Source organism: Thermomonas brevis (assembly GCF_014395425.1).
GTDB lineage: Bacteria > Pseudomonadota > Gammaproteobacteria > Xanthomonadales > Xanthomonadaceae > Thermomonas > Thermomonas brevis.
On the sequence record NZ_CP060711.1, the window covers coordinates 3,136,099 to 3,157,180 of the forward strand.

A 21,082-nucleotide genomic window follows, 5' to 3' on the forward strand; every position below is an offset into this window, starting at 1 on the left:
ATGACGACGCGTCATCCGATCCACGCGTACATGCGTGCGCTTTCCTCGCAGCTCGGCCCGTTGGACAAGGCCGAGGCCGACGAGGTCGTCCGGGAAATCGAAAGCCACATCCACGATGTCGTGGAGCAGGCCGAGGCGCGCGGCGAGCACCTCGACGTCGCCGCATTGCTGGAGGGCTTCGGCCCGCCGGAAGCGTTGGCGGCGCAATACGTGGCCCACATCCGCACCGGCGCGCCGCCGCCGGCGGGGTTCCGCGTCATCCAGCGGGTCAGGCAGACGGTGACGCACGGCCTGTACTACTCGATGGGCGCGTTCGGCTATTCCATCGCCGCCGCCCTCCTGCTGCTGGCGCTGGCGAAGCTGTGGCAGCCGTCGCTGGTCGGTGCGTGGTCGGCCAATGGCGGCAATTCCGTCGCCGTCGCCTGGTCGGGGGCGCCGTACCCGGAGGCGAAGGAATTGCTGGGCTACTGGTTGGTGCCGATCGCCCTGCTGGCATCGGCATGGTGCGCGGAGCTGACGCGCCGGGTGCTGCGCGTGCTGCGGCGAGGCTTGTCCTGACCTGATCGAAATCCTTTTCCAAGGGCGGTAACGCCGCCCGTTCCCCGATCCCGCGAACGATGCATGGCGGCCTGCGCGGCTGTCCGGCCTCGCTCGTCCTGAAAAAAGAGAGCAGACCATGAAAACCGTATTGGCGTATGTGGGGCATTTCCTCGTCGTGCTGCTGGTGCTGGCGGTGCTCGCCGCCGGCTTCGGCCTCTGGCACGGCGCGGATTTCTACTACGGGCAGACCGAGGCCGCCTACAAGTCGGGCGGCGAGGGGCCGCACGTGTTCCGGCAGGGCGATGTCTGGGTGTCGAAGACCATACAAGGCGATGCCAAGCAGGGCTTCCGCGTGGAGGAGCAGCGGCATGCGCCGGACGAGCCGTTCCGGGTGGAGGTCGCCGTTCCGCTCGACAAGAGCCGTTTCAGCGTGCAGGCGACGCCGCGATTCGTCACGCCGCCGATCCGCTATCGCGACGACAGGCCGATCCTCGCGGTCTCCGACATCGAGGGCAACTACAGGGCGTTCCGTGATTTCCTGATCCGGTCCAAGGTGATCGACGCCGGCCTGAACTGGACGTTCGGTAACGGGCACCTGGTGCTGCTCGGCGATTTCGTCGATCGCGGCGCGTCGGTGACGCAGGTGCTGTGGCTGATCTACAAGCTGGAGCAGGACGCGGCGAGGGCCGGAGGACGGGTGCACTACATCCTCGGCAACCACGAGATCAAAAGCCTGCAGGGCAACTTCCAGTCGAGCCACGAGAAGTACTTCAACGTCGCCGCGATCCTGGGACGTCGGCAGGCCGAGTTGTTCGGCGACGATGCCTTCCTCGGGCGCTGGCTGGCCAGCAAGAACACGGCCGAAGTCATCAACGGCATCCTGTTCGTGCATGGCGGTCTGCATCCGGCGCTGGCGGACAAGCCTTGGTCGCTGGACGACATCAACCGCATCGTGCGCGCGAACTACCGCCGGATCTGGTATCCGAAGCAGCGGCCCGGCAGCGAGGATTTCCTGATCGATCCCAAGACCGGGCCGTCGTGGTATCGCGGCTACTTCAAGGACGACGATCTGACCCAGCAGCAGGTGGAGAAGACGCTGGCCCGATTCGATGCGGTGTCCGTCGTGGTGGGCCACACGCTGCACTGGCGCGTGAAGCCCTTTTTCGAGGGGCGGGTGTTCGCCATCGACGTCAAGCATCCGCTCGACCATCGCTCCACGCTGCCGCCACGCAGTTCGGAAGGTCTGTGGCTGGAGGGCGGGAAGGCATGGCGCGTGCGCGAGGACGGAAGCCGCGCGGCGCTGTGAGCGCTCCGAATGCCGGGCGCCTGCAACAGAGCTAGAAAGACAAGAATTCACGTCTTTTTGTAAAGATGTCTTGACATTCTGAATTCTGAATATGTAAAGTTTTCTTGTCATATTGGAAAGGAGTCTTGCCATGCATCGGACGCCCGCCGCACAGCGCTATACCCGTCGCACCTGGACCGTGGCCGCTGCGTATCTGGGATTGATCGCGGCCAATACCGCGATGACCCATGCCTTCTCGCCGCCACGCGTGCTGGTGGTGGCGATGGCGGTGGCGTCGGCGCTGCCGGTCGTCGCCATGATCGCGCTGCTGGGCTTGTACTTGCGCGAGGAAACGGACGAATACGTGCGCAACCGCTCGGTGCTGTCCATGCTGCTGGCGCTGGGTGCGGTGCTGTCGCTCTCCAGCGTGCTGGGGATGCTGCAGTTCGGCGGTTTGATCGGGCACGTGCCGATCTTCCTCGCCTTCGTCGCGTGGGCCTGCGCCTGGGGCATCGCCCGGTTCTGGCTTGAGCGGCGCGACCGCCGCGCTGCGGAGCAGCCATGAAGAACCGGCTCAAGGTGCTGCGCGCCGAACGCGACTGGAGCCAGCAGGACCTGGCGCAGCGGCTGGACATTTCGCGCCAGAGCGTCAACGCCATCGAGACGGGGCGGCACGAGCCTTCGCTGCCGCTGGCGTTCCGGATCGCCGACCTGTTCGGTTTGCCGATCGAGTCGGTTTTCGTCAATCCATCCCGGGAGTAATCGGATGCTTCGCTTCCTGCTTCGGGCCGGCCTTCTTGCGCTGGCCGGCTTCGCCTGCGCGCCCTCTTTTGCCCGGGGCGCATCGCCTCCGGTTTCCGCATCGGCGCGGGAACCGTGGATCGGGCCGTGGCACGGCACGCTGGATGCCGGCAAGCGGCGGTTGCGGCTGCAGCTCACCATCGGCAAGGATGCGAGCGGCCTGTGGCAGGGACAACTCGAAAGCCTGGACCAGGCGCCCGGGCAGGGAATGCCGCTGTCCGAGCTGTCGGTCGGTGACGATGGGCTGCGGTTTTCCCTGCCGGCCAAGGGCATCCGTTACGAGGGTACGTGGGAGCCCGAGGGAAACCACTTCGTCGGTACGTTCCGGCAGGGTGCCGCGTTTCCGCTGGCGTTCGCGCGCGGTCCGTTCGCCGCGGCGCCGCTGGTGCAAGGTCTGGATGGCGCGTGGGAAGGCACCACGCTCCGCAACGGCGTCGAAATGCGGATGGCGCTGCGCGTCGGCACCGGCAACGGCGGAACGGTGGCGACGTTCGATGCGCCCGACATGCTGGCGAAGGCGATGCCCGTCACGGCATTGGCGAGGGACGGCGACCGGATCCGTTTCACCTTGCCCACGGCGGGCGTGAGCTTCGCCGGACGGATCGAGGGCGAGGAGCTGTCCGGACGCTGGACGGATGGCAGCCGAAGCCGTTTCCGCAGGACGGGATCGTCCGCGGAGGCCGTCGCGCCGCGCCGCCCGCAGACGCCGCGATCGCCGTTTCCCTATCGCGACCTCGACGCGAGCATTCCGGGGATCGTCGCGCCGGGCGTGACGCTGTCGGCCACGTTGAGCCTGCCCGATGGTGATGGCCCGTTCCCGGCCGCCATCCTGATCACCGGCTCGGGGCCGCAGGATCGGGACGAATCCGCGTTCGGGCACAAACCATTTGCGGTGCTGGCCGACCACCTCGCGCGCCGCGGCGTCGCGGTGCTGCGCTACGACGATCGCGGTGTCGGCCGATCCACGGGGCGGCATGCCGGGGCGACTTCCGCCGACTTCGCGAACGACGCCAATGCCGCGTTCGCGTGGTTGGCGGCGCAGCCAGGCATCGACGCGAATGCGATCGGCTTCATCGGCCACAGCGAGGGCGGCATCGTCGGCCCACTCGCGGCGCTGGACAACCCGAAGGTGGCCTGGATGGTCCTGCTGGCCGCGCCGGGCGTGCCGATCGCCGCGATGCTGGAAGCGCAACGCAAGGCGCTGGCGCAGGCGCAGGGCCGGAGCGCGGCGGAGCAGGAGGCGTCCGAAGCGCTCCAGGCCGGAGCGATGCGTATCGCGGGCAGCACGCTGGACGAGGCCGCCGCGCGTTCCGCGCTGGATGCGCTGCTGGACGAAGCGGCCAAGCTGCCACCTGCGTCGCGCGACGCGATGCGGAAGCAGGCATTGGATCCATGGTTCCGTTGGTTCGTGCGTCACGACCCGGCACAGGCCCTGGCGCGGTTCCCCGGGCCGATCCTCGCCCTGAACGGCGCGCTGGATCGGCAGGTATTGCCGCGGCAGAACCTGGAGGGCATCCGCGCGGCAACGGCATCGAATCGCGATGCGGCCACGCGCGAACTGGCGGGCTTGAACCATCTGTTCCAGACCGCGCGCACTGGCGGACTGGGCGAGTACGCGGCCATCGAGGAAACGATGTCGCCCCTCGCATTGGATGCCGTGTCCGGCTGGATCGTCGAGCGCTATCCGGCTCGGACTCCGGCGTCTCCGGATTAACGCTTCAGCGTCGCCGCCTCGCGCGCCAGCCGGCCGATGCGTTCCCAATCGCCGGCCTTGATGGCATCGTTCGGCAGCATCCACGAACCGCCCACGCAGGCGACGTTGGGCAGCGCGAGATAGCTCGGCGCTTTTGCAATATCTATCCCGCCGGTCGGGCAGAAGCGCGCCATCGGCAGTGGACCGGCGAAGCCCTTGAGCGCGGCCACGCCGCCGCTGGCTTCGGCGGGGAAGAACTTGAAGCGCTGCCAGCCGTGTTCCAGGCCGCGCATCAGTTCGCCGGCCGTCGCTATGCCGGGGATCAGCGGCGTGGCGCATCGTTTCGCGGCGTCGTACAGCGCGTCGGTGACGCCGGGGGAAATGGCGAACTGCGCGCCGGCCGCTTCGACCTTGCGCAGGTCGGCTTCGCACAGCACGGTGCCGGCGCCGACGCAGGCCTGCGGCAGTTCGCGCGCGAGCAGGGCGATGGCATCCAGCGCGCAGGCGGTGCGCAGGGTCACTTCCAGCACCGGCAGGCCGTTGTCGGCCAGCGCGCGGCACAGCGGCAGCGCGTCCTCGATGCGCTCGATGGTGATCACCGGCACGACCGGCGCGCGGGCGAACACGGCATCGACGAGCTGGTTGTGGCGGTCGGTGTCGAACATGGTCAAAGCTCCGTGGCGCGCAGCGCGCAGGCGGCGCCGAGCAGGCCGGGATGGGGATGGGTGATGACGTGGATCGGCAGCGATTCCAGCATCGGCGTCAGCCGGCCCTTGGCGAGGAAGCGCTCGCGGAAGGCGCTGCTGCGCAGGAACGGGACGAAGCGCGGGACGATGCCGCCGGCGATGACCACGCTGCGCGCGCCGTGGATCAGCGCGCAGTCGCCGGCCACGCTGCCGAGCACGGCGCAGAACCGCGCCAGCGTACGGCGCGCGGCCTGGTCGTGGCCGTCCAGCGCGGCGGCCACGATCTCGGCGGGATCGCGCAGGACGGGCGCGCGCAGGGTGGTTTCGCCGGGCTGCGGCAACTGGCCTGGCAGGATCGCGCCGACGCCGCGCAGCACCGCGTCGATCTCGGACAGGCCCTTGCCGCACAGCAGGCGTTCGGTCGAGGTGCGGCCGTGCTGGGCGGTGAGCCACGCGGAGATCGCGCGCTCCTCGTCGCCGATCGGCGAGAAGCCGACGTGGCCGCCCTCGGTTTCCACCACGTGCCAGCCGTTTGCGTCGGAGCCGACCAGCAGCGCCACGCCGAGGCCGGTGCCGGGGCCGAGCACGCTGACCGGGCCGCGCAGCGGGGTTTCCAGCTTGCCGTGCAGGGTCAGCAGGTGGTCGGTGTCGAGCGCGGGGATCGCCCAGGCGACCGCACCGAAATCGTTGAGCATGCGCAGTTCGGACAGGCCCAGCGTGCGCTGCAGTTCGCTGCGGGAAAACGACCAGGCGCGGTTGGTCAGGCGGATCTCGTCGCTGCCGACCGGACAGGCCACCGCCAGCGCGGCGCGCTCGGGCTTCTCGGAGACGCCGGCGAGGTAGTGCTCGATGGCGTGTTGCAGGCTGGCGAAATCGGCGTTGGGCAGCGACTTCGATTCGCGCAGCTCGATCTTCGGCGCGGCCAGGTCGACCAGCGCGAAACGCGCGTTGGTGCCGCCGATGTCGCCGACCAGGGCGAGGCTGGACGGGCTCATGCGTCGTTTCCGAACAGCGAGCAGGCGCCGTGTTCGGCGGAGCCGACGCTGCCGCGCATCATGCCGAGCAGTTCGCGGCCGGTGCCGAACTGGTTGCCGGACAGATCGGGCAGGGCGGCTTCGCGCGCGTTCCATTCGGCGGCATCGACCAGCGCGTCCATGGCGCCGGCCTCGGCGTCGATGCGGATCGTGTCGCCTTCGCGCAGCTTCGCCAGCGCGCCGCCGTCGGCGGCTTCCGGGGTGACGTGGATCGCCGCCAGCACCTTGCCCGAAGCGCCGGACATGCGGCCGTCGGTGAGCAGGGCGACGCGCTGGCCGCGATCCTGCAACGCCGCCAGCGTGGGCGTGAGCTTGTGCAGCTCCGGCATGCCGTTGGCGCGCGGGCCCTGGCCGCGCACCACGGCGATGAAATCGCCTTCCAGCTTGCCGGCCTTGAACGCGGCCAGCAGCGCATCCTGCGATTCGAAGATCCTGGCCGGCGCTTCGTGGCGGCGGTACTGCGGCGCGACCGCGGAAATCTTCACCACCGCGCGGCCGAGGTTGCCCTGCAGGCAGCGCAGGCCGCCCTCGCTGTCGAACGGCGCTTCGATGGGACGCACGATGTCGGCGTCGCGCGACTGCGCTGGCGGGTCGCGCCAGCGCAGGGTGAGGTCGTCCAGATAGGGCTGCTGCGCCTGCTGGCGCATGCCGCCGCCGTGCACGCAGAGGATGTCCTCGTGCAGCAGGCCGGCGTTGAGCAGTTGCGAGATCACGAAGCCCATGCCGCCGGCGGCCTCGAAATGGTTTACGTCGGCCGAGCCGTTCGGATACACGCGCGCCAACAGCGGCGTCGCCTTGGAGAGTTCGTCGAGGTCGTTCCAGTCGATCACGATACCGGCGGCGCGCGCCACCGCGACCAGGTGCAGGGTGTGGTTGGTGGAGCCGCCGGTGGCGGCCAGCCCGACCATCGCGTTGACGATGGCCTTCTCGTCGATGGTGTGCGCCAGCGGGCGATACGCATCGCCGAGCGCGGTGATGCGCAGCGCCTGCTCCGCGGCGGCCACGGTCAGCGCGTCGCGCAGCGGCGTGTTCGGCGGCACGAAGGCGGTGCCGGGCAGGTGCAGGCCCATCACTTCCATCAGCATCTGGTTGGAATTGGCGGTGCCGTAGAAGGTGCAGGTGCCGGGCGAATGGTAGGACGCGGCTTCGGCGTCCATCAGCTCGTCCTGCGTGGCCTGCCCGAGCGCGTAGCGCTGCCGCACCTCGGCCTTCTGCTTGTTGGAGATGCCGGACGGCATCGGCCCGGCGGGCACGAAGATCACCGGCAGGTGGCCGAAGCTCAGGGCGCCGATCAGCAGCCCGGGCACGATCTTGTCGCACACGCCCAGGCACAGCACCGCGTCGAAGGCGTCGTGCGAGAGCGAGACGGCGGTGGCCATCGCGATCACGTCGCGCGAGAACAGCGACAGCTCCATGCCGTCGCGGCCCTGCGTGACGCCGTCGCACATCGCCGGCACGCCGCCGGCCACCTGCGCGCTGCCGCCGGCGTTGCGCGCGGCCATGCGGATCAGCGTCGGGTACTGCTCCAGCGGCTGGTGCGCGCTGAGCATGTCATTGTAGGCGGTCACGATGCCGATGTTGCCGCTGCGCCCGCCGCGCAGCGTCGGCTTGTCCTCGCCGGAGGCGGCGAAGGCGTGGGCGAGGTTGCCGCAGGAGAGCTTGTAGCGGTAAGGCCCCTGCGCGCGCGCCGCGTCCATCCGGGCGAGGTAGCCGGTGCGCGTCGGCCTGCTGCGCTCGGCGATGCGGGCGGTGACGCGTTCGACGGCGGGATGCAGCGCGGCGGTGGACATCAGGGACTCCAGTGGATGTGGATGGGGCTGGCGGCTGCGTGCAGCAGCGTGGCGACTGGATAGGGCGCGTGCGGTTCCTGCTGGGCGCGGCGCAGGATCGCGCGCTTGTCCTGCCCGGTGACGACCAGGTGGACGGCGCGCGCGCGCAGCAGGCGCGGCAGGGTCAGGCTGATGCGCGCGAACGGGGCTTCCGGCGGCAGCGGGTCGGGCAGGGTGGCGATGGCGTCGGTGCCGCTGTCCATCGCCAGGCCGTCGGCGAGGTTGGCCGCGCCGGGGAACAGCGAGGCGAAGTGGCCGTCGGCGCCCATGCCGAGGAGGACGGCGTCGAACGGTTCGGGGTGGGCGGCGAGCCATGCGCGCGTCTTTGCCAGCGAGGCTTCGATGTCGCCATCGGGTGCCGTCAACGGCTGCACGTCGATGTGGACAGAAAGAGCATCGTCATTCCCGCGAAGGCGGGAATCCAGCTTTTGATATTTCGAGGCAACAGCAAGAGCTGGATTCCCGCCTTCGCGGGAATGACGAGCAAGAGCAAAGGCGTCGCGCAGATTGCGCAGATTGCAGGCCGCGTGGTCGTGCGGCACGCAGCGTTCGTCGGTGGGAATCGCCGTGATGCTGCCGCCGAGTTGCGCGTTCGCCAGATGCGCGTACACCGGCAGCGGCGTGCGCCCCCCGGCCAGCGCGAGGAACGCACTGCCGCGCTGCGCGATGGCCTCATGGCAGGCGGCTTCGAACGTCGCGGCGACGCCGGCCACCAGCGTGGCGGCATCGGCGTAGTCGCGTTCGATCCAGCCCATCGCCGCCGTCCTCATTCGCGCCAGCTGTGGCCGCTGCGGTCGATCAGCGACACCGACGCGCTCGGCCCCCACGTTCCGGCGGGATAGGGCTTGGGCACCATGCCGGTGGCGCGCCAGCCGTCGGCGATGGCATCGACCCACTGCCACGCGGCCTCGGTCTCGTCGCGGCGCACGAACAGCGTGCCGTTGCCTTCGATCGCGTCCAGGTACAGGCGCTCGTAGGCGATGCGCTTGCGGGCGTTGAGGAATTCTTCGTGGAAGTCCAGGTCCAGCGCTACCTGCGACAGGCGCAGGCCGTGGCGATCCAGTCCCGGCGTCTTGCTCATCAGGTCGAGCTCGATGCGTTCTTCCGGCTGCAGCTTGATCAGCAGGCCGTTGGGCTGCATGTCGGTCGCCGCCGGGCCGCCGAAGATCGAATACGGCACCTTGCGGAACTGGATGTAGATCTCGGTGCTGCGCGAGGGCAGGCGCTTGCCGGTGCGCAGGTAGAACGGCACGCCGGACCAGCGCCAGTTGTCCACGTGCGCGCGCAGGGCGACGAAGGTTTCGGTGCGGCTGGCGCGGCCCAGCTCCTCGGCGTAGCCCGGCACCACCTTGCCTTCGCTGGCGCCGGCGGTGTACTGGCCGATCACCGATTCGGTGGCGACGTTGCCGCGGTCGATCGGGCGCAGCGAACGCAGCACCTTGATCTTCTCGTTGCGCACGGCGGTGGGGTCGAAGCGCGCCGGCGGCTCCATCGCCACCAGGCACAGCAGCTGCAGCAGGTGGTTCTGCAGCATGTCGCGCAGCGCGCCGGACTCGTCGTAGTAGTCGCCGCGGCCTTCCACGCCCACGGTCTCGCCCACCGTGATCTGCACCTGCTCGATGTGGCGCGCGCTCCACAGCGGCTCGAACAGCGAATTGCCGAAGCGCAGCGCAATGAGATTTTGCACGCCTTCCTTGCCGAGGTAGTGGTCGGTGCGGTAGATGCGCTCCTCGTCGAAGGCCATGGCAACGCTGTCATTGATGGCAATGGCAGAGGCCAGGTCCTTGCCGATCGGCTTCTCCAGCATCACCCGGGTGCCCGGCCCGGCGACGCCGTTGGCGGCCAGCGCCTGGCAGGCGGGGCCGTAGAACTTCGGCGCGGTGCTCATGTGGTAGAGCACGTCGCCGTTGCGCAGCGCTTCCACCCTGCCGGCCAGCGCCTGCATCGAGGCGGCGTCGTCGGCGCTGGCGGGGCAGTAGTCGAGTCGTTCGATCAGGCCGCGCAATGCGTCGTCGTTGCGCTCGGCGGCGGGAATGCGCTCGTGGATGCTGTCGGCGACGAGTTTGGCGAAGCCCTCCCGATCCAGCTCGCTGCGTGCGGTGCCGAGGATGCGCATGCCGTCCGGCAGCAGGCGTTCGGCCTGCAGGCTGTAGAGCGAGGGCAGCAGCATGCGCCGGGCGAGATCGCCGGTGGCGCCGAACACGGTCAACAGGGAAGCGGGCGTGGCTTGCGACACGGAGACATTCCGGAGTGAGGGTTCCATCGGAGCTTAATACGCTTTCCGGGGCAGATGTTGCAGTGCACACGATTTCACTTCGTTTTACCCGGAGGATCCGGAAAACCCGCCGCGCACGCCGCTGTTCAGGCAGTACGCCTAGGTATGTCGCGCGCCCATGCGTAGAATCGAGCCTTTACTCCACTTGGGCCAGTCCATGACCCGCGCTTCATCGTTCACCCGCGAACAGCTGCTGGCCAGCGCACGCGGCGAATTGTTCCCGAACAGCGTCGCCCGCCTGCCGGCCGATCCGATGCTGATGTTCGACCGCATCGTCGAGATCAGCGACGACGGCGGCAGCCACGGGAAAGGCTTCGTGCGCGCCGAACTCGACATTCATCCGGACCTCTGGTTCTTCCAGTGCCACTTCCTCGGCGATCCGGTGATGCCCGGCTGCCTCGGGCTGGATGCGATGTGGCAGCTGGTCGGCTTCTACCTGACCTGGCTGGGCGCCCCCGGCCGCGGCCGCGCGCTGGGCTGCGGCGAGGTGAAGTTCACCGGCCAGGTGCTGCCCACCGCCAAGACGGTGACCTACGAGATCGACGTCACCCGCGTCATCAACCGCAAGCTGGTGGTGGCGCAGGCCGACGCCCGCACGCTGGTCGACGGCCGCGAGATCTACACCGCCAAGGACCTGCGCGTGGGCCTGTTCACCTCGACGGAGAGCTTCTGACATGCGTCGCGTCGCCATCACCGGCATGGGCATCACTTCCTGCCTCGGCAACGACCTGGACAGCGTCTCGCGCGCGCTGCGCGAGGGCCGCTCCGGCATCCGCACGCTGCCCGATTCGGTGGAGCGCGGCCTGCGCAGCCAGATCGGCGGCGCGGTGGACATCGATCTCGACGCCGCCATCGATCGCAAGCTCAAGCGTTTCATGAGCGATGCCGCCGCCTATACCTACATCGCCCTGCGCGACGCCATCGCCGATGCCGGCTTGACCGACGAACAGGTCAGCGACCCGCGCACCGGCCTGATCGCCGGCTCCGGCGGCGGCTCCAGCCGCTGGCAGGTGGAGACCGCCGACATCCTGCGCGACCGCGGCGTGCGCAAGGTCGGCCCGTACATGGTGCCGCGCACGATGTGCTCCACGGTGTCGGCCAACCTCGCCACCGCCTTCCACATCAAGGGCCTGAGCTATTCGATCAGCGCCGCTTGCGCGACCTCCGCGCACTGCATCGGTGCGGCCGCCGACCTGATCCGCCACGGCGCGCAGGACATCGTGTTCGCCGGTGGCGGCGAGGACCTGGACTGGACGATGACGGTGATGTTCGACGCGATGGGCGCGCTGTCGTCCGGCCGCAACGATGAACCGCAGAAGGCCTCGCGCCCCTACGACGCGGGCCGCGACGGCTTCGTCATCGGCAGCGGCGGCGGCATGCTGGTGCTGGAGGACTGGGATCACGCCGTGGCGCGCGGCGCGCATATTCACGCGGAACTCGTGGGTTACGGCGTCACCTCCGACGGCGCCGACATGGTGGCGCCGAGCGGCGAGGGCGCGGTGCGCTGCATGCGCATGGCGCTGGAAGGCGTGAACCGCCCGGTCGATTACCTCAACACCCACGGCACCTCCACGCCGCTGGGCGACATCGTCGAACTCAACGCGGTGCGCGAAGTGTTCGGCGACGCGGTGCCGCCGCTGTCCTCGACCAAGGCGCTGAGCGGCCACTCGCTGGGCGCGGCCAGCGTACACGAGGCGATCTACTCGCTGCTGATGCTGCGGGACGGCTTCATCGCCGGCTCCGCCAACATCGACGACCTCGACCCCGGCGCGGAAGGCTTCCCGATCGTGCGCGAAAGCCGCGATGCCAAGCTCGACGTGGTGATGTCGAACAGCTTCGGTTTCGGCGGGACGAACGCGGCGCTGGTGTTCGCAAGGCCCTGAGGCTCCATGCCGTCATGCCCGCGCAGGCGGGCATCCAGCGTCTTCGCTGTTCCCTGATTCCCTGTCGAAAATCGAAGTCGCTGGACTCCGCGGGAATGGCGGGGTAGCGGCAAAGTAGCCCTCAGGGAACGAGGAACGCCGCCACCGCGTCCGGCGCCTTCATCCACGCATAGTGGTCGGCCACGGCGCCGAGCGTCGCGGCATCCATGTCCAGCGCCTGCACGCGCGCGCCGTGCAGCTTGCCGGCGAGGTATTCGCCCGAAGACGCCGGCGCCAGCCAGTCGTCCGTGAAATTCACCCGGCGCACGTCGCCGGCGAAGCGGGCCATGCCGGCTTCCAGATCGGCGTCGATGCCGCACGCGGCGTAGCGTCCGCTCAGGCCGCTGCGCGCCCAGTCCTCGATCACGCCGACGGCCTCGTTGCCGCCGAAGCCGATTTTGCGGCCGGGCATGTAGCCGTTGCGCCGCGCCAGCCACGGCAGGAAGCGGCATACCAGCGGCATGCCCAGGCCGGTGCGCAGCGGGAACGCGCGCCAGTAGGGCGAGCCGCTGGCGACCAGCCACACGGCTTCGGCGGCGTCAGGCTGCAGGCCAAGTCGGCAACAGGCCAGTTGGCCGCCCAGGCTGTGCCCGCCGAGGACGCGATGCAGGCCGGGCGCCTGCGCCTCGGCCACGGCCTCGCTCGCCGCGATGTCGGCCAGCAGTTCGCGATAGCCCCAGTCGCACCCGCGCGATGCGCGCAGGCTGCTGGAACCGATCCCGCGCCACTCGTGCAGGAACGTCGCCACGCCGCGCGCCGCCAGCGCATCGGCGAGGGGAATGAAGTGCCGCGCCGGTACGCCCATCCCGGCCATCCACAGCAGGCGCATGCGCGGGGCGTCGGGGATGCGCGCGATCAGTTCGGCGCAGTGGCCGTCGCCGGTGACGACCGGCAGCACCCGAGCCTCGATCGACGGGACAGCGGAGGACGTCTGCATCCGGCCATTGTGCCGAAGCATCGCCGGAGCGTCAGTCCGCCGGCTTGTCCACCAGCGTTTTCGCCAGCCTGACCGCGCGCTCGAAGTTGGAGACGAAGTGCAGCTCGCACGGCGCTTCCTCCAGCCGCATGTCGGCGATCACCCGGTTCGGCTGCTCCTGCAGCCCGGAGACGATCAGCACGATGCCCTTGCGGTGGCAGCGCCCGGCCAGCTTCTTCAACGCGTGCACGCCGCTGGCGTCGATCACCGGCACCAGCCGCATGCGCAGGATCAGCGCCTTCGGCGGTTCGAAGAACTGGTCGAGCAGGTTGTCCAGCCGGTTGGCCGCGCCGAAGAACAGCGGGCCGCCGATCTGGTAGGCCTCCACGCCCTTCGGCAGCATCGCGCGCTGATCGAGGTCGGCGGCGCGCGCGGGATCGTCGCCGTGCAGGTCGTCTTCGCCGCTCTCACCAAGCGCGTCGCGCACGCCGGAACTGACCTCCACCGCTTCCGACATCCGATACATGAACACGAACGCGGCCAGCACGATGCCGGCCTGGATCGCCACGGTCAGGTCGAGGAACACGGTCAGGAAGAAGGTCAGCAGCAGCACCAGCCGGTCGCCCCAGGGCGCGGACAGCGTGTTGCGGAAGTTCTCCACTTCGGCCATGTTCCATGCGACCACCAGCAGCACCGCCGCCAATGCAGCCAGCGGCACGTAGTGCATCAGCGGGGCCAGCGCCAGCATGAACAGCAGCAGGAAGCCGGCGTGCAGCATCCCCGCCACCGGCGTGCTGCCGCCGGCGCGGATGTTGGTGGCGGTGCGCGCGATCGCGCCGGTGGCCGGCAGGCCGCCGAACAGCGCCGAGCCGACGTTGGCGACGCCCTGCGCCACCAGTTCGCCGTTGGAACGGTGCCGCCCGCCGGTCATGCCGTCGGCCACCACCGCCGACAGCAGGGATTCCACGCCGGCGAGGAAGGCGATGGTGAAGGAGCTGGGCAGCAGTTCGAAGGTGCGCTCGAACGGGATATGCGGGAAGTCGAAGCCGGGCAGCGCCGAGGGCAATTCGCCGAAGCGGCTGCCGATGGTTTCGGCGGGCAGCGCGAACACGGCGCAGGCGAGGGTGCAGGCGAGCAGCGCGATCAGGAAACCCGGCCACTTCGGCTTCCACTTGCGCAGCCCCACGACCACCGCCAGCCCCAGTACGGTCATCGCCACCGCCGCCGGTCGGGTGGTGCCGATATGCGCGGCGAAGGATTCCCAGCGCGGCAGGAACTCCGCCGGCAGCTTGTCGATGCTCAACCCCAGCATGTCCTTCACCTGGCTGGAGAAGATGCTCACCGCGATGCCGGCGGTGAAGCCGGTGACCACCGGCTGCGGCATGTACTTCATCAGCGTGCCCAGCCGCAGCAGGCCGGCGGCGATCAGCATCAGCCCGGCCAGCAGCGTGCACAGGATCAACCCGCCGTAGCCGTACTTCTGGATGACCAGGAACACCACCGGGATGAACGCCGCCGTCGGCCCGCCGATCTGCACCCGCGAGCCGCCCAGTGCCGAGATCAGGAAGCCGGCGATGATCGCCGTGTGCAGCCCTTTCTCCGGCGTGGTGCCGGAGGCGATCGCCAGCGCCATCGCCAGCGGCAGCGCGACGATGGCGACGGTCAGCCCGGCGACGGCATCGGCCTTGAAGGTGCGCAGCGAATAGCCTTCGCGCAGCACCGTGAACAGTTTCGGCTCGAACATCCGCAGGTAGGCGCGGCGGTCGAAGTGCGGCCGCGCGGCCATCAGCGCGGCTCCTTCAACCGCACGCCGCGCCCGCTCCCCTGGCTGGGCTGGCCGTTGCCGATCAGCTCGATGCCGGCGGCTTCCAGCGCGGCGACGATCTTGGCCAGCGTGGAGACGACCCCGCGCACGTGTTCGTCCTTGCTCGCCTCCATCCGCTGGATAGTGGGCAGGGACACGCCGGCCATCGACGCCAGCGTGCGCTGGTCGATGCCGAGCAGGGCGCGGGCGGCACGGAGTTGGGCGGCGGAGATCATAGGGCTATGCGGTAGTCCGGATGGCCTAATTTTCTGCGACGAAAGATTGTCAATGCAATCATGAAGATTGATTTTTGATGTTATTTACATCCTTTGTAATCAGGAAAGGACGATCATGGATCGCGGATCAATCCGACTGACTGGTAGTGCGCTGCGGCCAAGACTGGGTTCGGGCAAAAGGGTGTAAATAACCTACTTGCAAAATTAACCTGGAAGGTTATAGTGGTCATGCAGAAAGGAACGCCGCATCGCAGGTTGTCGGTGGTCAAGGCGCTGATTGCAGCCGGGAAGGTGCGGGCTACGTTCAAAGCCTATCGGGCGGGGCGGGACATCGGTGTCGTGGACGTGGCGGGCATGTGCGAGGTGGTGATGGCGCTGACGCCGCGCGATTTCTACAAGAGCATGACCTCGCACGCGAACCACCGCGTCTGGCAGGACGTCTATCACGGGCGAACGGCAGCGGGCATTGCGGTCTATCTGAAGCTCACCGTGGTGGACGACGTATTGATCGTTTCCTTCAAGGAACTATGACCATGATTTGCCCCGAATGCGGCGCGGCGGAACTGGTGCACGACACCCGCGACGAGCCTTATACCTACAAAGGCCAGACCACCACGATTCCAGCGGTGACGGCCGATTATTGCCCCGTGTGCGGGGAGGCCGTGCTGGAGCCGGTACATGGCGATCGCTACAGCCGGCTGATCGGCGAGTTCCAGCGCCGGGTCAACGCCACCCTCGTCGATCCGGCCTATATCGCCGGCATGCGCAGGAAGCTCGACCTCGACCAGCGGCAGGCGGCGGATATTTTCGGCGGCGGCGTGAATGCGTTTTCGCGCTACGAAACCGGCAGGACGAAGCCGCCGCTGGCGCTGGTGAAGCTGCTGCGGGTGCTGGAGAAACACCCGGAGTTGTTGGACGAGATCAGGTAGCAAGCGTCGCTACGTTTCGAACTCCTTGAAAAAATTGCCGTCCAGTTCATAGGTCGTGACGGGACGAAGCCCTAGTTCCAAGTGCGCAAGCATGTCGATCAGCTTGTCGCCATCAATCAGTTCGATGGGCGGGACGCCATCGCGATTGGCTTCCCGTCGTGCTTCTGTGGTGAACGTCCCGGTTGTCAGGATGATGCCTTTGTCGGCGCGGCCAGCCATCGCTCCCCCGGAAGTCACGAACTTGCGATGGCGTGACCGATGCTGAGGTGTAGCGTTTGCATTGAAACAGCACTTTGAAGGTGACGAGTGGATTGATCTGCAAAGTGCCATAACCGTCGATGCCGCCATCATTGCTCTTGCCGGTGACGACAACCTGCGTGAACCCTGCTTCTCTCAACAAGCGTTGAGAGAGTCGTTCAAAACCCGCTGATGGCAAGGCGGTGAGGCGTTTAAGCGCCTCGCTTCGGTAGTCACTTGCTGGCGATTCCTGTGTGCTTGCAACTTCCGAAGTGGGTTCGATCTTTTCTTTGGAGCGGCTACCGCGTCTGCGCTCTTGATCGATTTTTACCCAACGCAGGAAGATTTCTCTGGACTGCTCGTGGCTCAGGGACGATTTTTGCCCTTTTTCAGTCAGGCTCCAGACGCCCCGCTTCGAAGAGTCGAGATATCCGTCGCGGGTCAGATAGAACCTCGCCCATGCAACTTGATTCTTGAAGCGAGGTTGTCCGGAGGGAATCAGCTCGTTTTGAGCCTTGTCGGATACGTTCAGATCAATAGCGATCTGATCGACTACTTCATCAGGCGTGCCTGAACCGCCCAGCTTTCGCAAGGCATCAAGCAGCGGGCCAAACCAATTGATGAATTGTGCGCCTTCGGATTTCTTCTGCGATGCCATGGTCTGTTCCGTAGAACTTCTCAAAGAACTTCAGACGCATAATCCGCCAGCCGCGACCGCTCCCCGCGCCGCAGCGTCACGTGCGCGCTGTGCAGCCAGTTCTTGAAACGATCCACCGCGTAGGTCAGGCCGGAGGTGGTTTCGGTGAGGTAGGGCGTGTCGATCTGTTCGACGTTGCCGAGGCAGACGATCTTGGTGCCCGGGCCGGCGCGGGTGATCAGGGTCTTCATCTGCTTGGGCGTGAGGTTCTGCGCCTCGTCCAGAATCAGGTAGCGCGACAGGAACGTGCGCCCGCGCATGAAATTCATCGAGCGGATCTTGATGCGCGAGGCCAGCAGGTCGTTGGTCGCCGCGCGGCCCCAGCTGCCGCCTTCCTGGTTGTGGGTCAGCACTTCCAGGTTGTCGGTCAGCGCGCCCATCCACGGGGTCATCTTTTCCTCCTCGGTGCCAGGCAGGAAGCCGATGTCCTCGCCGACGCTGACGGTGGCGCGGGTCATGATGATCTCGCGGTAGCGCTGCTGGTCCATCGTCTGCGCAAGGCCCGCCGCCAGCGCCAGCAGGGTCTTGCCGGTGCCGGCGGTGCCGAGCAGGGAGACGAAATCGATGTCCGGATCCATCAGCGCGTTGAGGGCGAAGTTCTGCTCGCGGTTGCGCGCGGTGATGCCCCAGACCGAGTGCTGGCTGTGGCGGAAGTCGTCGACGATGCGCAGCGTCACCTTGTCACCGTCGGTCTTGACCACCTTTAGTTCGGACTGCTCGTCGCCCGGCAGAAAGGCGAACTGGTTGGGATGCCAGTCCTCGTCGTCGGTGCGGGTGATCTCGTAGTAGGTGCGGCCCTTGTCGGTCCACGACTTCAGGTCCTTGCCGTGGCGCTGCCAGAAGTCCTCGGGCAGCTGTGTGGCGCCGGTGTAGAGCAGGCTGAAATCGTCAAGCGCGCGGTCGTTCTCGTAGTCCTCGCTGACGATGCCGGCGATCGAGGCCTTGATCCGCAGGTTGATGTCCTTGGACACGAACACCACCGGCGTCTCCGGCTCGGACTGCTTCAGCACCAGGATCGCGCCGAGGATGTTGTTGTCCGGGATGACCGTGCCGAAGCGCTTGCCGGCGTCGAAGTCGCCGGTCTGGAAGCGCAGCTTGCCGACGCTCTCCGCGCCGCGCAGCTGCAGGCCCTGTGGGCGCACCAGCGCGATGCCGTTGTGCACGTCGGCGCTGCCGTGCGCTTCGATCAGTTCGTTGAGGAAGCGGCTGACCTGGCGCGCGTTGCGGCTGGCTTCGGACGTGCCTTTCTTGCCGTTGTCCAGTTCCTCCATCACCTGCATCGGCAGGTAGACATCGTGTTCCTCGAACTTGAACAGCGCGGTGGGGTCGTGCATCAGCACGTTGGTGTCGAGGACGTAGATGCGCTTGCTCCGGGTCATGCGGAAATCCCTTCGGTCGGACAGCAGCGGGCCACCGCGTCCCGCGAAGCGGGGCAGTGGGTGAGGAGGAGCGGTTTGCGCGCCACCGGCGCGCGCGACGACGAACGCCCGGCGCGCTGCGCCGGGCCGGACGGGGTGAAAGCAGGGCCGGTCACTTGGCTTGTTCGGCCTTCAATGCGTCGAACACGGCCTGCGCGTGGCCGGGGACCTTCACCGGCTGCCATTTCTGGCGGACCGTGCCGGCGGGGTCGATCAGGAAGGTGCTGCGGACGATGCCGACGTATTCGCGGCCATAGAGCTTCTTCGGCTGGACGACGCCGAACGCGTCGCATACGGCGCCGTCTGTATCGCTGACCAGATCGAACTTGAAGCCCTGCTTGGCGCAGAAGTTCCGGTGCGACTTGAGCGAATCCTTCGACACGCCCAGCACCACCGCATCGGCGCGCTTGAACTTCGGCAGCAGGGCGTTGAAGTCCAGCCCCTCGGTGGTGCAGCCGGGGGTGGAATCCTTGGGATAGAAGTACAGCACCAGCCAGTTGCCGGCGTAGTCGCCGAGCGTGGCGGGCTTGTCGCTGGAGAGCGAAAGGGGCAGGTCGGGGATGCGGTCGCCGGTGTCGATCATCGACGTCAGTATTTCATCGGATCCATGATCGCGTCGAGGTTCAGGTGGTCGCAGAACTCGAGGAAATCGTCGCGCAGCGCGGCGATGTGCATGTCCGCCGGCACGCCGATGGTCAGCTGCGCGGAGAACATGTCGGCCCCGGTCTGCATCGCCCGGTAGCGCGAGCAGTGCAGGCTCTCGATGGTGATGCCTTGGTGGTCGAAGAAGTCGGCCAGCTGGAACAGGATGCCCGGCTTGTCGGCGGCGATCACCTCGACCACGTAGGGCAGCAGGCTGGATTGCAGCGGCTTGGGGCCGGTGCGGTACCAGACCAGCTTCAGGCCTTCCTCGCGCTCCAGCTTGGTCAGCATGGTCTCGAGCTTGGCCACGGCGTCCCACGAGCCGGTGACCAGCGCGGTGACCGAGACATCGCGCCCCACCGTCGCCAGCCGCGTGTCGACCAGGTTGCAGCCGGAGTCGGCGATGCGGCGGGTGACCGCCAGCAGCGGCGACTGCGGATGCGTGGTGTACGCATTGATCAGCAGGTGGTTTTCGTTCGGCTGGGGCCGGGGAGCGGCGGTCTTGCTCAAAGCGGGGAATTCCGGAACGGTGGGAAATGCCGCCAGCGCATGGCCGCATGGCCGCCAGCATACTTGCCGGCGCTTTCGAGCCGCAAGTAAGATCAAGGTCATCCCCACCTTGCGCCGCGCCCCGCGCCGCGCCTTGCCCGAGCCTTCCCCCTTGCGACTTTCCGGCAGCATCACCGCCCTGGCGACGCCGTTCACGGCTGCCGGCGACATCGATTTCCCCGCCTGGGAGCGCCTGCTGCAGGCGCAGCTGGACGCGGGCACGCAGGCGGTGGTGGTGGCTGGCTCCACCGGCGAGGCCGCCGCGCTGTTCGACGAGGAATACGACCGCCTGCTGTCCAGCGCGGTGGCGTTCTACGCGGGCCGCATGCCGGTGTTGGCCGGCACCGGCCAGTCCAACACCGCCAAGACCATCTTGTTCAACCGCCGCGTGGCCGCGCTGGGCGCGGACGCCGCGCTGGTGGTCACGCCGCCCTATGTGCGGCCCACCCAGGCCGGCCTGCTGGCGCATTTCCGCGCGGTAGCCGACGAGGGCGGGCTGCCGGTGGTGCTGTACAACGTGCCCGGCCGCACCGGCTGCGACCTGCTGCCGGAAACCGCCGGCGAGCTGTCGCTGCACTCGGACATCATTGGCATCAAGGAAGCGCGCGCCGACGCCGAGCGCATGCAGGCGCTGCTGCCGTTCCGGCGCGAAGGCTTCGCGGTGCTCAGCGGCGACGATCCCACCGCGGCGCGGGCGATGCTGGCCGGGGCCGACGGCGTGGTATCGGTGGCCTCGAACGTCGTGCCGGCCACGTTTCGCCGGCTGTGCGATCTCGCCCTTGGCGGCGATGCGGCCGGCGCGCAGGCGCTGGACGACGCGCTGGCCGAGCTCTACCACTTCCTCGGCGCGGAACCGAACCCGATCCCGGTGAAGGCGCTGCTGGCGCTGGACGGCATCGGCCACGGCCTGCGCCTGCCGCTGCAACCGCTATCATCCGCGCATGCCGACCAGGCCCGGCGCCTGCACGCGGTCGTCCACCAACTCGAAGAACGCAGCCGCGCCCACGCGGCCTGACAGGAGATCCAGATGCATCGCACTTTCCGCGTGACCACGGCCGCCCCGCTCGTCGCCGTCCTGCTGGCGACCGGCCTGTCCGGCTGCCACTGGTTCAAGAAGAAGAACGAGCTGTACACGCAGAGCGCCGAAGCGCGCCCGCTGGAAGTGCCGCCGGACCTGGATCGCCCCGCCGCCGACAAGGCGATGGCGCTGCCCAGCGCGGGCAGCAGCGTCACCGCGTCCGGCGCCGCCGCCAAGCCGGCCGCACTGGGCTTCACCGCCGCGGGCGAGCGCGACGCCGTGTTCGCCAAGGTCGGCGAAGTGCTGGCCGCCACCTCCGGCGTGCAGATCGCCAGCAAGGCCGAGATCCTCGGCACCTACGACGTCGACTACATGGACGCCAAGTTCCTGGTGCGCGTGACCAAGGCCGGCGACGGTTCCTACGTCTCCGCGGTGGACCCGCGCGGCCTGCCGCCAAGCGGCGAAGCGGCGGGCAAGCTGATCGCGGCGCTGAAGGCGGCCATCGCGCCGTGATTCCAGGCTCGGCCTGAAATTGCCCCAAGGTTTGCTTGCAAGCCTTGGGGCCCGGGTC

Annotated in this window: 24 protein-coding genes; 11 read left to right on the forward strand and 13 right to left on the reverse strand. The window is 68.1% G+C overall.

The features are described from left to right. The 5 genes from H9L17_RS14490 to H9L17_RS14510 all read left to right on the forward strand — a co-directional run bounded on the left by H9L17_RS14490 (nucleotide 1) and on the right by H9L17_RS14510 (nucleotide 4,340). Nucleotides 1-558: an HAAS signaling domain-containing protein gene (locus tag H9L17_RS14490; protein ID WP_187570122.1), complete on the forward strand. Its 558-nt coding sequence runs from the start codon at nucleotides 1-3 to the stop codon at nucleotides 556-558. A 118-nt stretch (nucleotides 559-676) separates the two neighbouring features. Continuing rightward, complete coding sequence (locus tag H9L17_RS14495; RefSeq protein WP_187570123.1) at nucleotides 677-1,846, forward strand: metallophosphoesterase; 1,170 nt, start codon at nucleotides 677-679, stop codon at nucleotides 1,844-1,846. Between the two features lie 130 nt (nucleotides 1,847-1,976). Next, nucleotides 1,977-2,390, forward strand: coding sequence for a hypothetical protein (locus H9L17_RS14500; protein ID WP_187570124.1), 414 nt, complete (start codon nucleotides 1,977-1,979; stop codon nucleotides 2,388-2,390). Beyond that, a complete protein-coding gene (locus H9L17_RS14505; RefSeq protein WP_187570125.1) occupies nucleotides 2,387-2,587 on the forward strand; it encodes a helix-turn-helix transcriptional regulator in 201 nt (66 codons plus the stop codon). Before H9L17_RS14500 ends, H9L17_RS14505 begins: the two co-directional genes overlap by 4 nt. Nucleotides 2,588-2,591: 4 nt before the next feature. Then, entirely contained in the window at nucleotides 2,592-4,340 is a 1,749-nt protein-coding gene (locus tag H9L17_RS14510; protein WP_187570126.1) for an alpha/beta hydrolase family protein, read from the forward strand. On the opposite strand, the gene H9L17_RS14515 is transcribed toward H9L17_RS14510, so the two are convergent. Genes H9L17_RS14515 through zwf form a run of 5 tightly spaced genes read right to left on the reverse strand, consistent with a single transcriptional unit; the run spans nucleotide 4,337 to nucleotide 10,104 of the window. Next, on the reverse strand, nucleotides 4,337-4,984 hold the full coding sequence (locus tag H9L17_RS14515) for a bifunctional 4-hydroxy-2-oxoglutarate aldolase/2-dehydro-3-deoxy-phosphogluconate aldolase (protein ID WP_187570127.1): 648 nt from the start codon (nucleotides 4,982-4,984) through the stop codon (nucleotides 4,337-4,339). The two genes, H9L17_RS14510 and H9L17_RS14515, sit on opposite strands and share 4 nt — an antisense overlap. Before the next feature lie 2 nt (nucleotides 4,985-4,986). After that, nucleotides 4,987-6,000 carry a glucokinase gene (glk, locus tag H9L17_RS14520; protein WP_187570128.1) on the reverse strand — a complete coding sequence of 338 codons (1,014 nt, stop codon included), beginning with the start codon at nucleotides 5,998-6,000 and terminating at the stop codon, nucleotides 4,987-4,989. Further along, on the reverse strand, nucleotides 5,997-7,829 hold the full coding sequence (gene edd, locus H9L17_RS14525; protein WP_187570129.1) for a phosphogluconate dehydratase: 1,833 nt from the start codon (nucleotides 7,827-7,829) through the stop codon (nucleotides 5,997-5,999). Before edd ends, glk begins: the two co-directional genes overlap by 4 nt. Beyond that, nucleotides 7,829-8,623 carry a 6-phosphogluconolactonase gene (pgl, locus tag H9L17_RS14530; protein WP_187570130.1) on the reverse strand — a complete coding sequence of 265 codons (795 nt, stop codon included), beginning with the start codon at nucleotides 8,621-8,623 and terminating at the stop codon, nucleotides 7,829-7,831. The genes edd and pgl overlap by 1 nt, the downstream gene beginning before the upstream one ends. 11 nt (nucleotides 8,624-8,634) lie before the next feature. Beyond that, nucleotides 8,635-10,104: a glucose-6-phosphate dehydrogenase gene (gene zwf / locus H9L17_RS14535; protein ID WP_246455105.1), complete on the reverse strand. Its 1,470-nt coding sequence runs from the start codon at nucleotides 10,102-10,104 to the stop codon at nucleotides 8,635-8,637. Nucleotides 10,105-10,300: 196 nt separating this feature from the next. On the opposite strand from zwf, the gene fabA reads away from it, so the two are divergent. Next, the gene (gene fabA, locus H9L17_RS14540) at nucleotides 10,301-10,816 is read left to right on the forward strand and encodes a 3-hydroxyacyl-[acyl-carrier-protein] dehydratase FabA (RefSeq protein WP_187570132.1); all 516 of its coding nucleotides are present in this window, start codon (nucleotides 10,301-10,303) and stop codon (nucleotides 10,814-10,816) included. A 1-nt stretch (nucleotide 10,817) separates the two neighbouring features. Beyond that, nucleotides 10,818-12,026: a beta-ketoacyl-ACP synthase I gene (fabB, locus tag H9L17_RS14545; RefSeq protein WP_187570133.1), complete on the forward strand. Its 1,209-nt coding sequence runs from the start codon at nucleotides 10,818-10,820 to the stop codon at nucleotides 12,024-12,026. A gap of 121 nt (nucleotides 12,027-12,147) precedes the next feature. On the opposite strand, the gene H9L17_RS14550 is transcribed toward fabB, so the two are convergent. From H9L17_RS14550 to H9L17_RS14560, 3 genes are read right to left on the reverse strand one after another with little or no spacing between them, the layout of a single operon-like run. Continuing rightward, entirely contained in the window at nucleotides 12,148-13,002 is an 855-nt protein-coding gene (locus H9L17_RS14550) for an alpha/beta hydrolase family protein (RefSeq protein ID WP_187570134.1), read from the reverse strand. A 31-nt stretch (nucleotides 13,003-13,033) separates the two neighbouring features. Next, nucleotides 13,034-14,767, reverse strand: coding sequence for a SulP family inorganic anion transporter (locus H9L17_RS14555; protein ID WP_187570135.1), 1,734 nt, complete (start codon nucleotides 14,765-14,767; stop codon nucleotides 13,034-13,036). Then, nucleotides 14,767-15,021, reverse strand: coding sequence for a helix-turn-helix domain-containing protein (locus H9L17_RS14560; RefSeq protein WP_187570136.1), 255 nt, complete (start codon nucleotides 15,019-15,021; stop codon nucleotides 14,767-14,769). Before H9L17_RS14560 ends, H9L17_RS14555 begins: the two co-directional genes overlap by 1 nt. Before the next feature lie 228 nt (nucleotides 15,022-15,249). Between H9L17_RS14560 and H9L17_RS14565 the strand changes: the two genes are divergently transcribed. Beyond that, complete coding sequence (locus H9L17_RS14565) at nucleotides 15,250-15,552, forward strand: type II toxin-antitoxin system MqsR family toxin (RefSeq protein WP_187570137.1); 303 nt, start codon at nucleotides 15,250-15,252, stop codon at nucleotides 15,550-15,552. 2 nt (nucleotides 15,553-15,554) lie between these two features. Further along, entirely contained in the window at nucleotides 15,555-15,950 is a 396-nt protein-coding gene (locus H9L17_RS14570; protein ID WP_187570138.1) for a type II toxin-antitoxin system MqsA family antitoxin, read from the forward strand. Between the two features lie 9 nt (nucleotides 15,951-15,959). Here H9L17_RS14570 and H9L17_RS16330 read toward each other — a convergent pair whose 3' ends face one another. The 5 genes from H9L17_RS16330 to H9L17_RS14590 all read right to left on the reverse strand — a co-directional run bounded on the left by H9L17_RS16330 (nucleotide 15,960) and on the right by H9L17_RS14590 (nucleotide 19,454). Next, nucleotides 15,960-16,145, reverse strand: coding sequence for a restriction endonuclease (locus tag H9L17_RS16330; RefSeq protein WP_425507429.1), 186 nt, complete (start codon nucleotides 16,143-16,145; stop codon nucleotides 15,960-15,962). Continuing rightward, complete coding sequence (locus tag H9L17_RS14575; protein WP_223158064.1) at nucleotides 16,063-16,845, reverse strand: restriction endonuclease; 783 nt, start codon at nucleotides 16,843-16,845, stop codon at nucleotides 16,063-16,065. The genes H9L17_RS16330 and H9L17_RS14575 overlap by 83 nt, the downstream gene beginning before the upstream one ends. Nucleotides 16,846-16,865: 20 nt before the next feature. Next, complete coding sequence (locus tag H9L17_RS14580; protein WP_187570139.1) at nucleotides 16,866-18,263, reverse strand: PhoH family protein; 1,398 nt, start codon at nucleotides 18,261-18,263, stop codon at nucleotides 16,866-16,868. Nucleotides 18,264-18,414: 151 nt separating this feature from the next. Beyond that, nucleotides 18,415-18,885, reverse strand: coding sequence for a peroxiredoxin (locus tag H9L17_RS14585; RefSeq protein ID WP_187570140.1), 471 nt, complete (start codon nucleotides 18,883-18,885; stop codon nucleotides 18,415-18,417). A 5-nt stretch (nucleotides 18,886-18,890) separates the two neighbouring features. After that, on the reverse strand, nucleotides 18,891-19,454 hold the full coding sequence (locus tag H9L17_RS14590; protein WP_246455106.1) for a glycine cleavage system transcriptional repressor: 564 nt from the start codon (nucleotides 19,452-19,454) through the stop codon (nucleotides 18,891-18,893). Between the two features lie 151 nt (nucleotides 19,455-19,605). Here H9L17_RS14590 and dapA point away from each other — a divergent pair, with 151 nt between their 5' ends. Beyond that, entirely contained in the window at nucleotides 19,606-20,508 is a 903-nt protein-coding gene (gene dapA, locus H9L17_RS14595; RefSeq protein WP_187571987.1) for a 4-hydroxy-tetrahydrodipicolinate synthase, read from the forward strand. A 12-nt stretch (nucleotides 20,509-20,520) separates the two neighbouring features. Next, nucleotides 20,521-21,024, forward strand: a complete 504-nt coding sequence (locus H9L17_RS14600) for a hypothetical protein (RefSeq protein WP_187570142.1) — start codon at nucleotides 20,521-20,523, stop codon at nucleotides 21,022-21,024. Nucleotides 21,025-21,082: the final 58 nt, after the last annotated feature.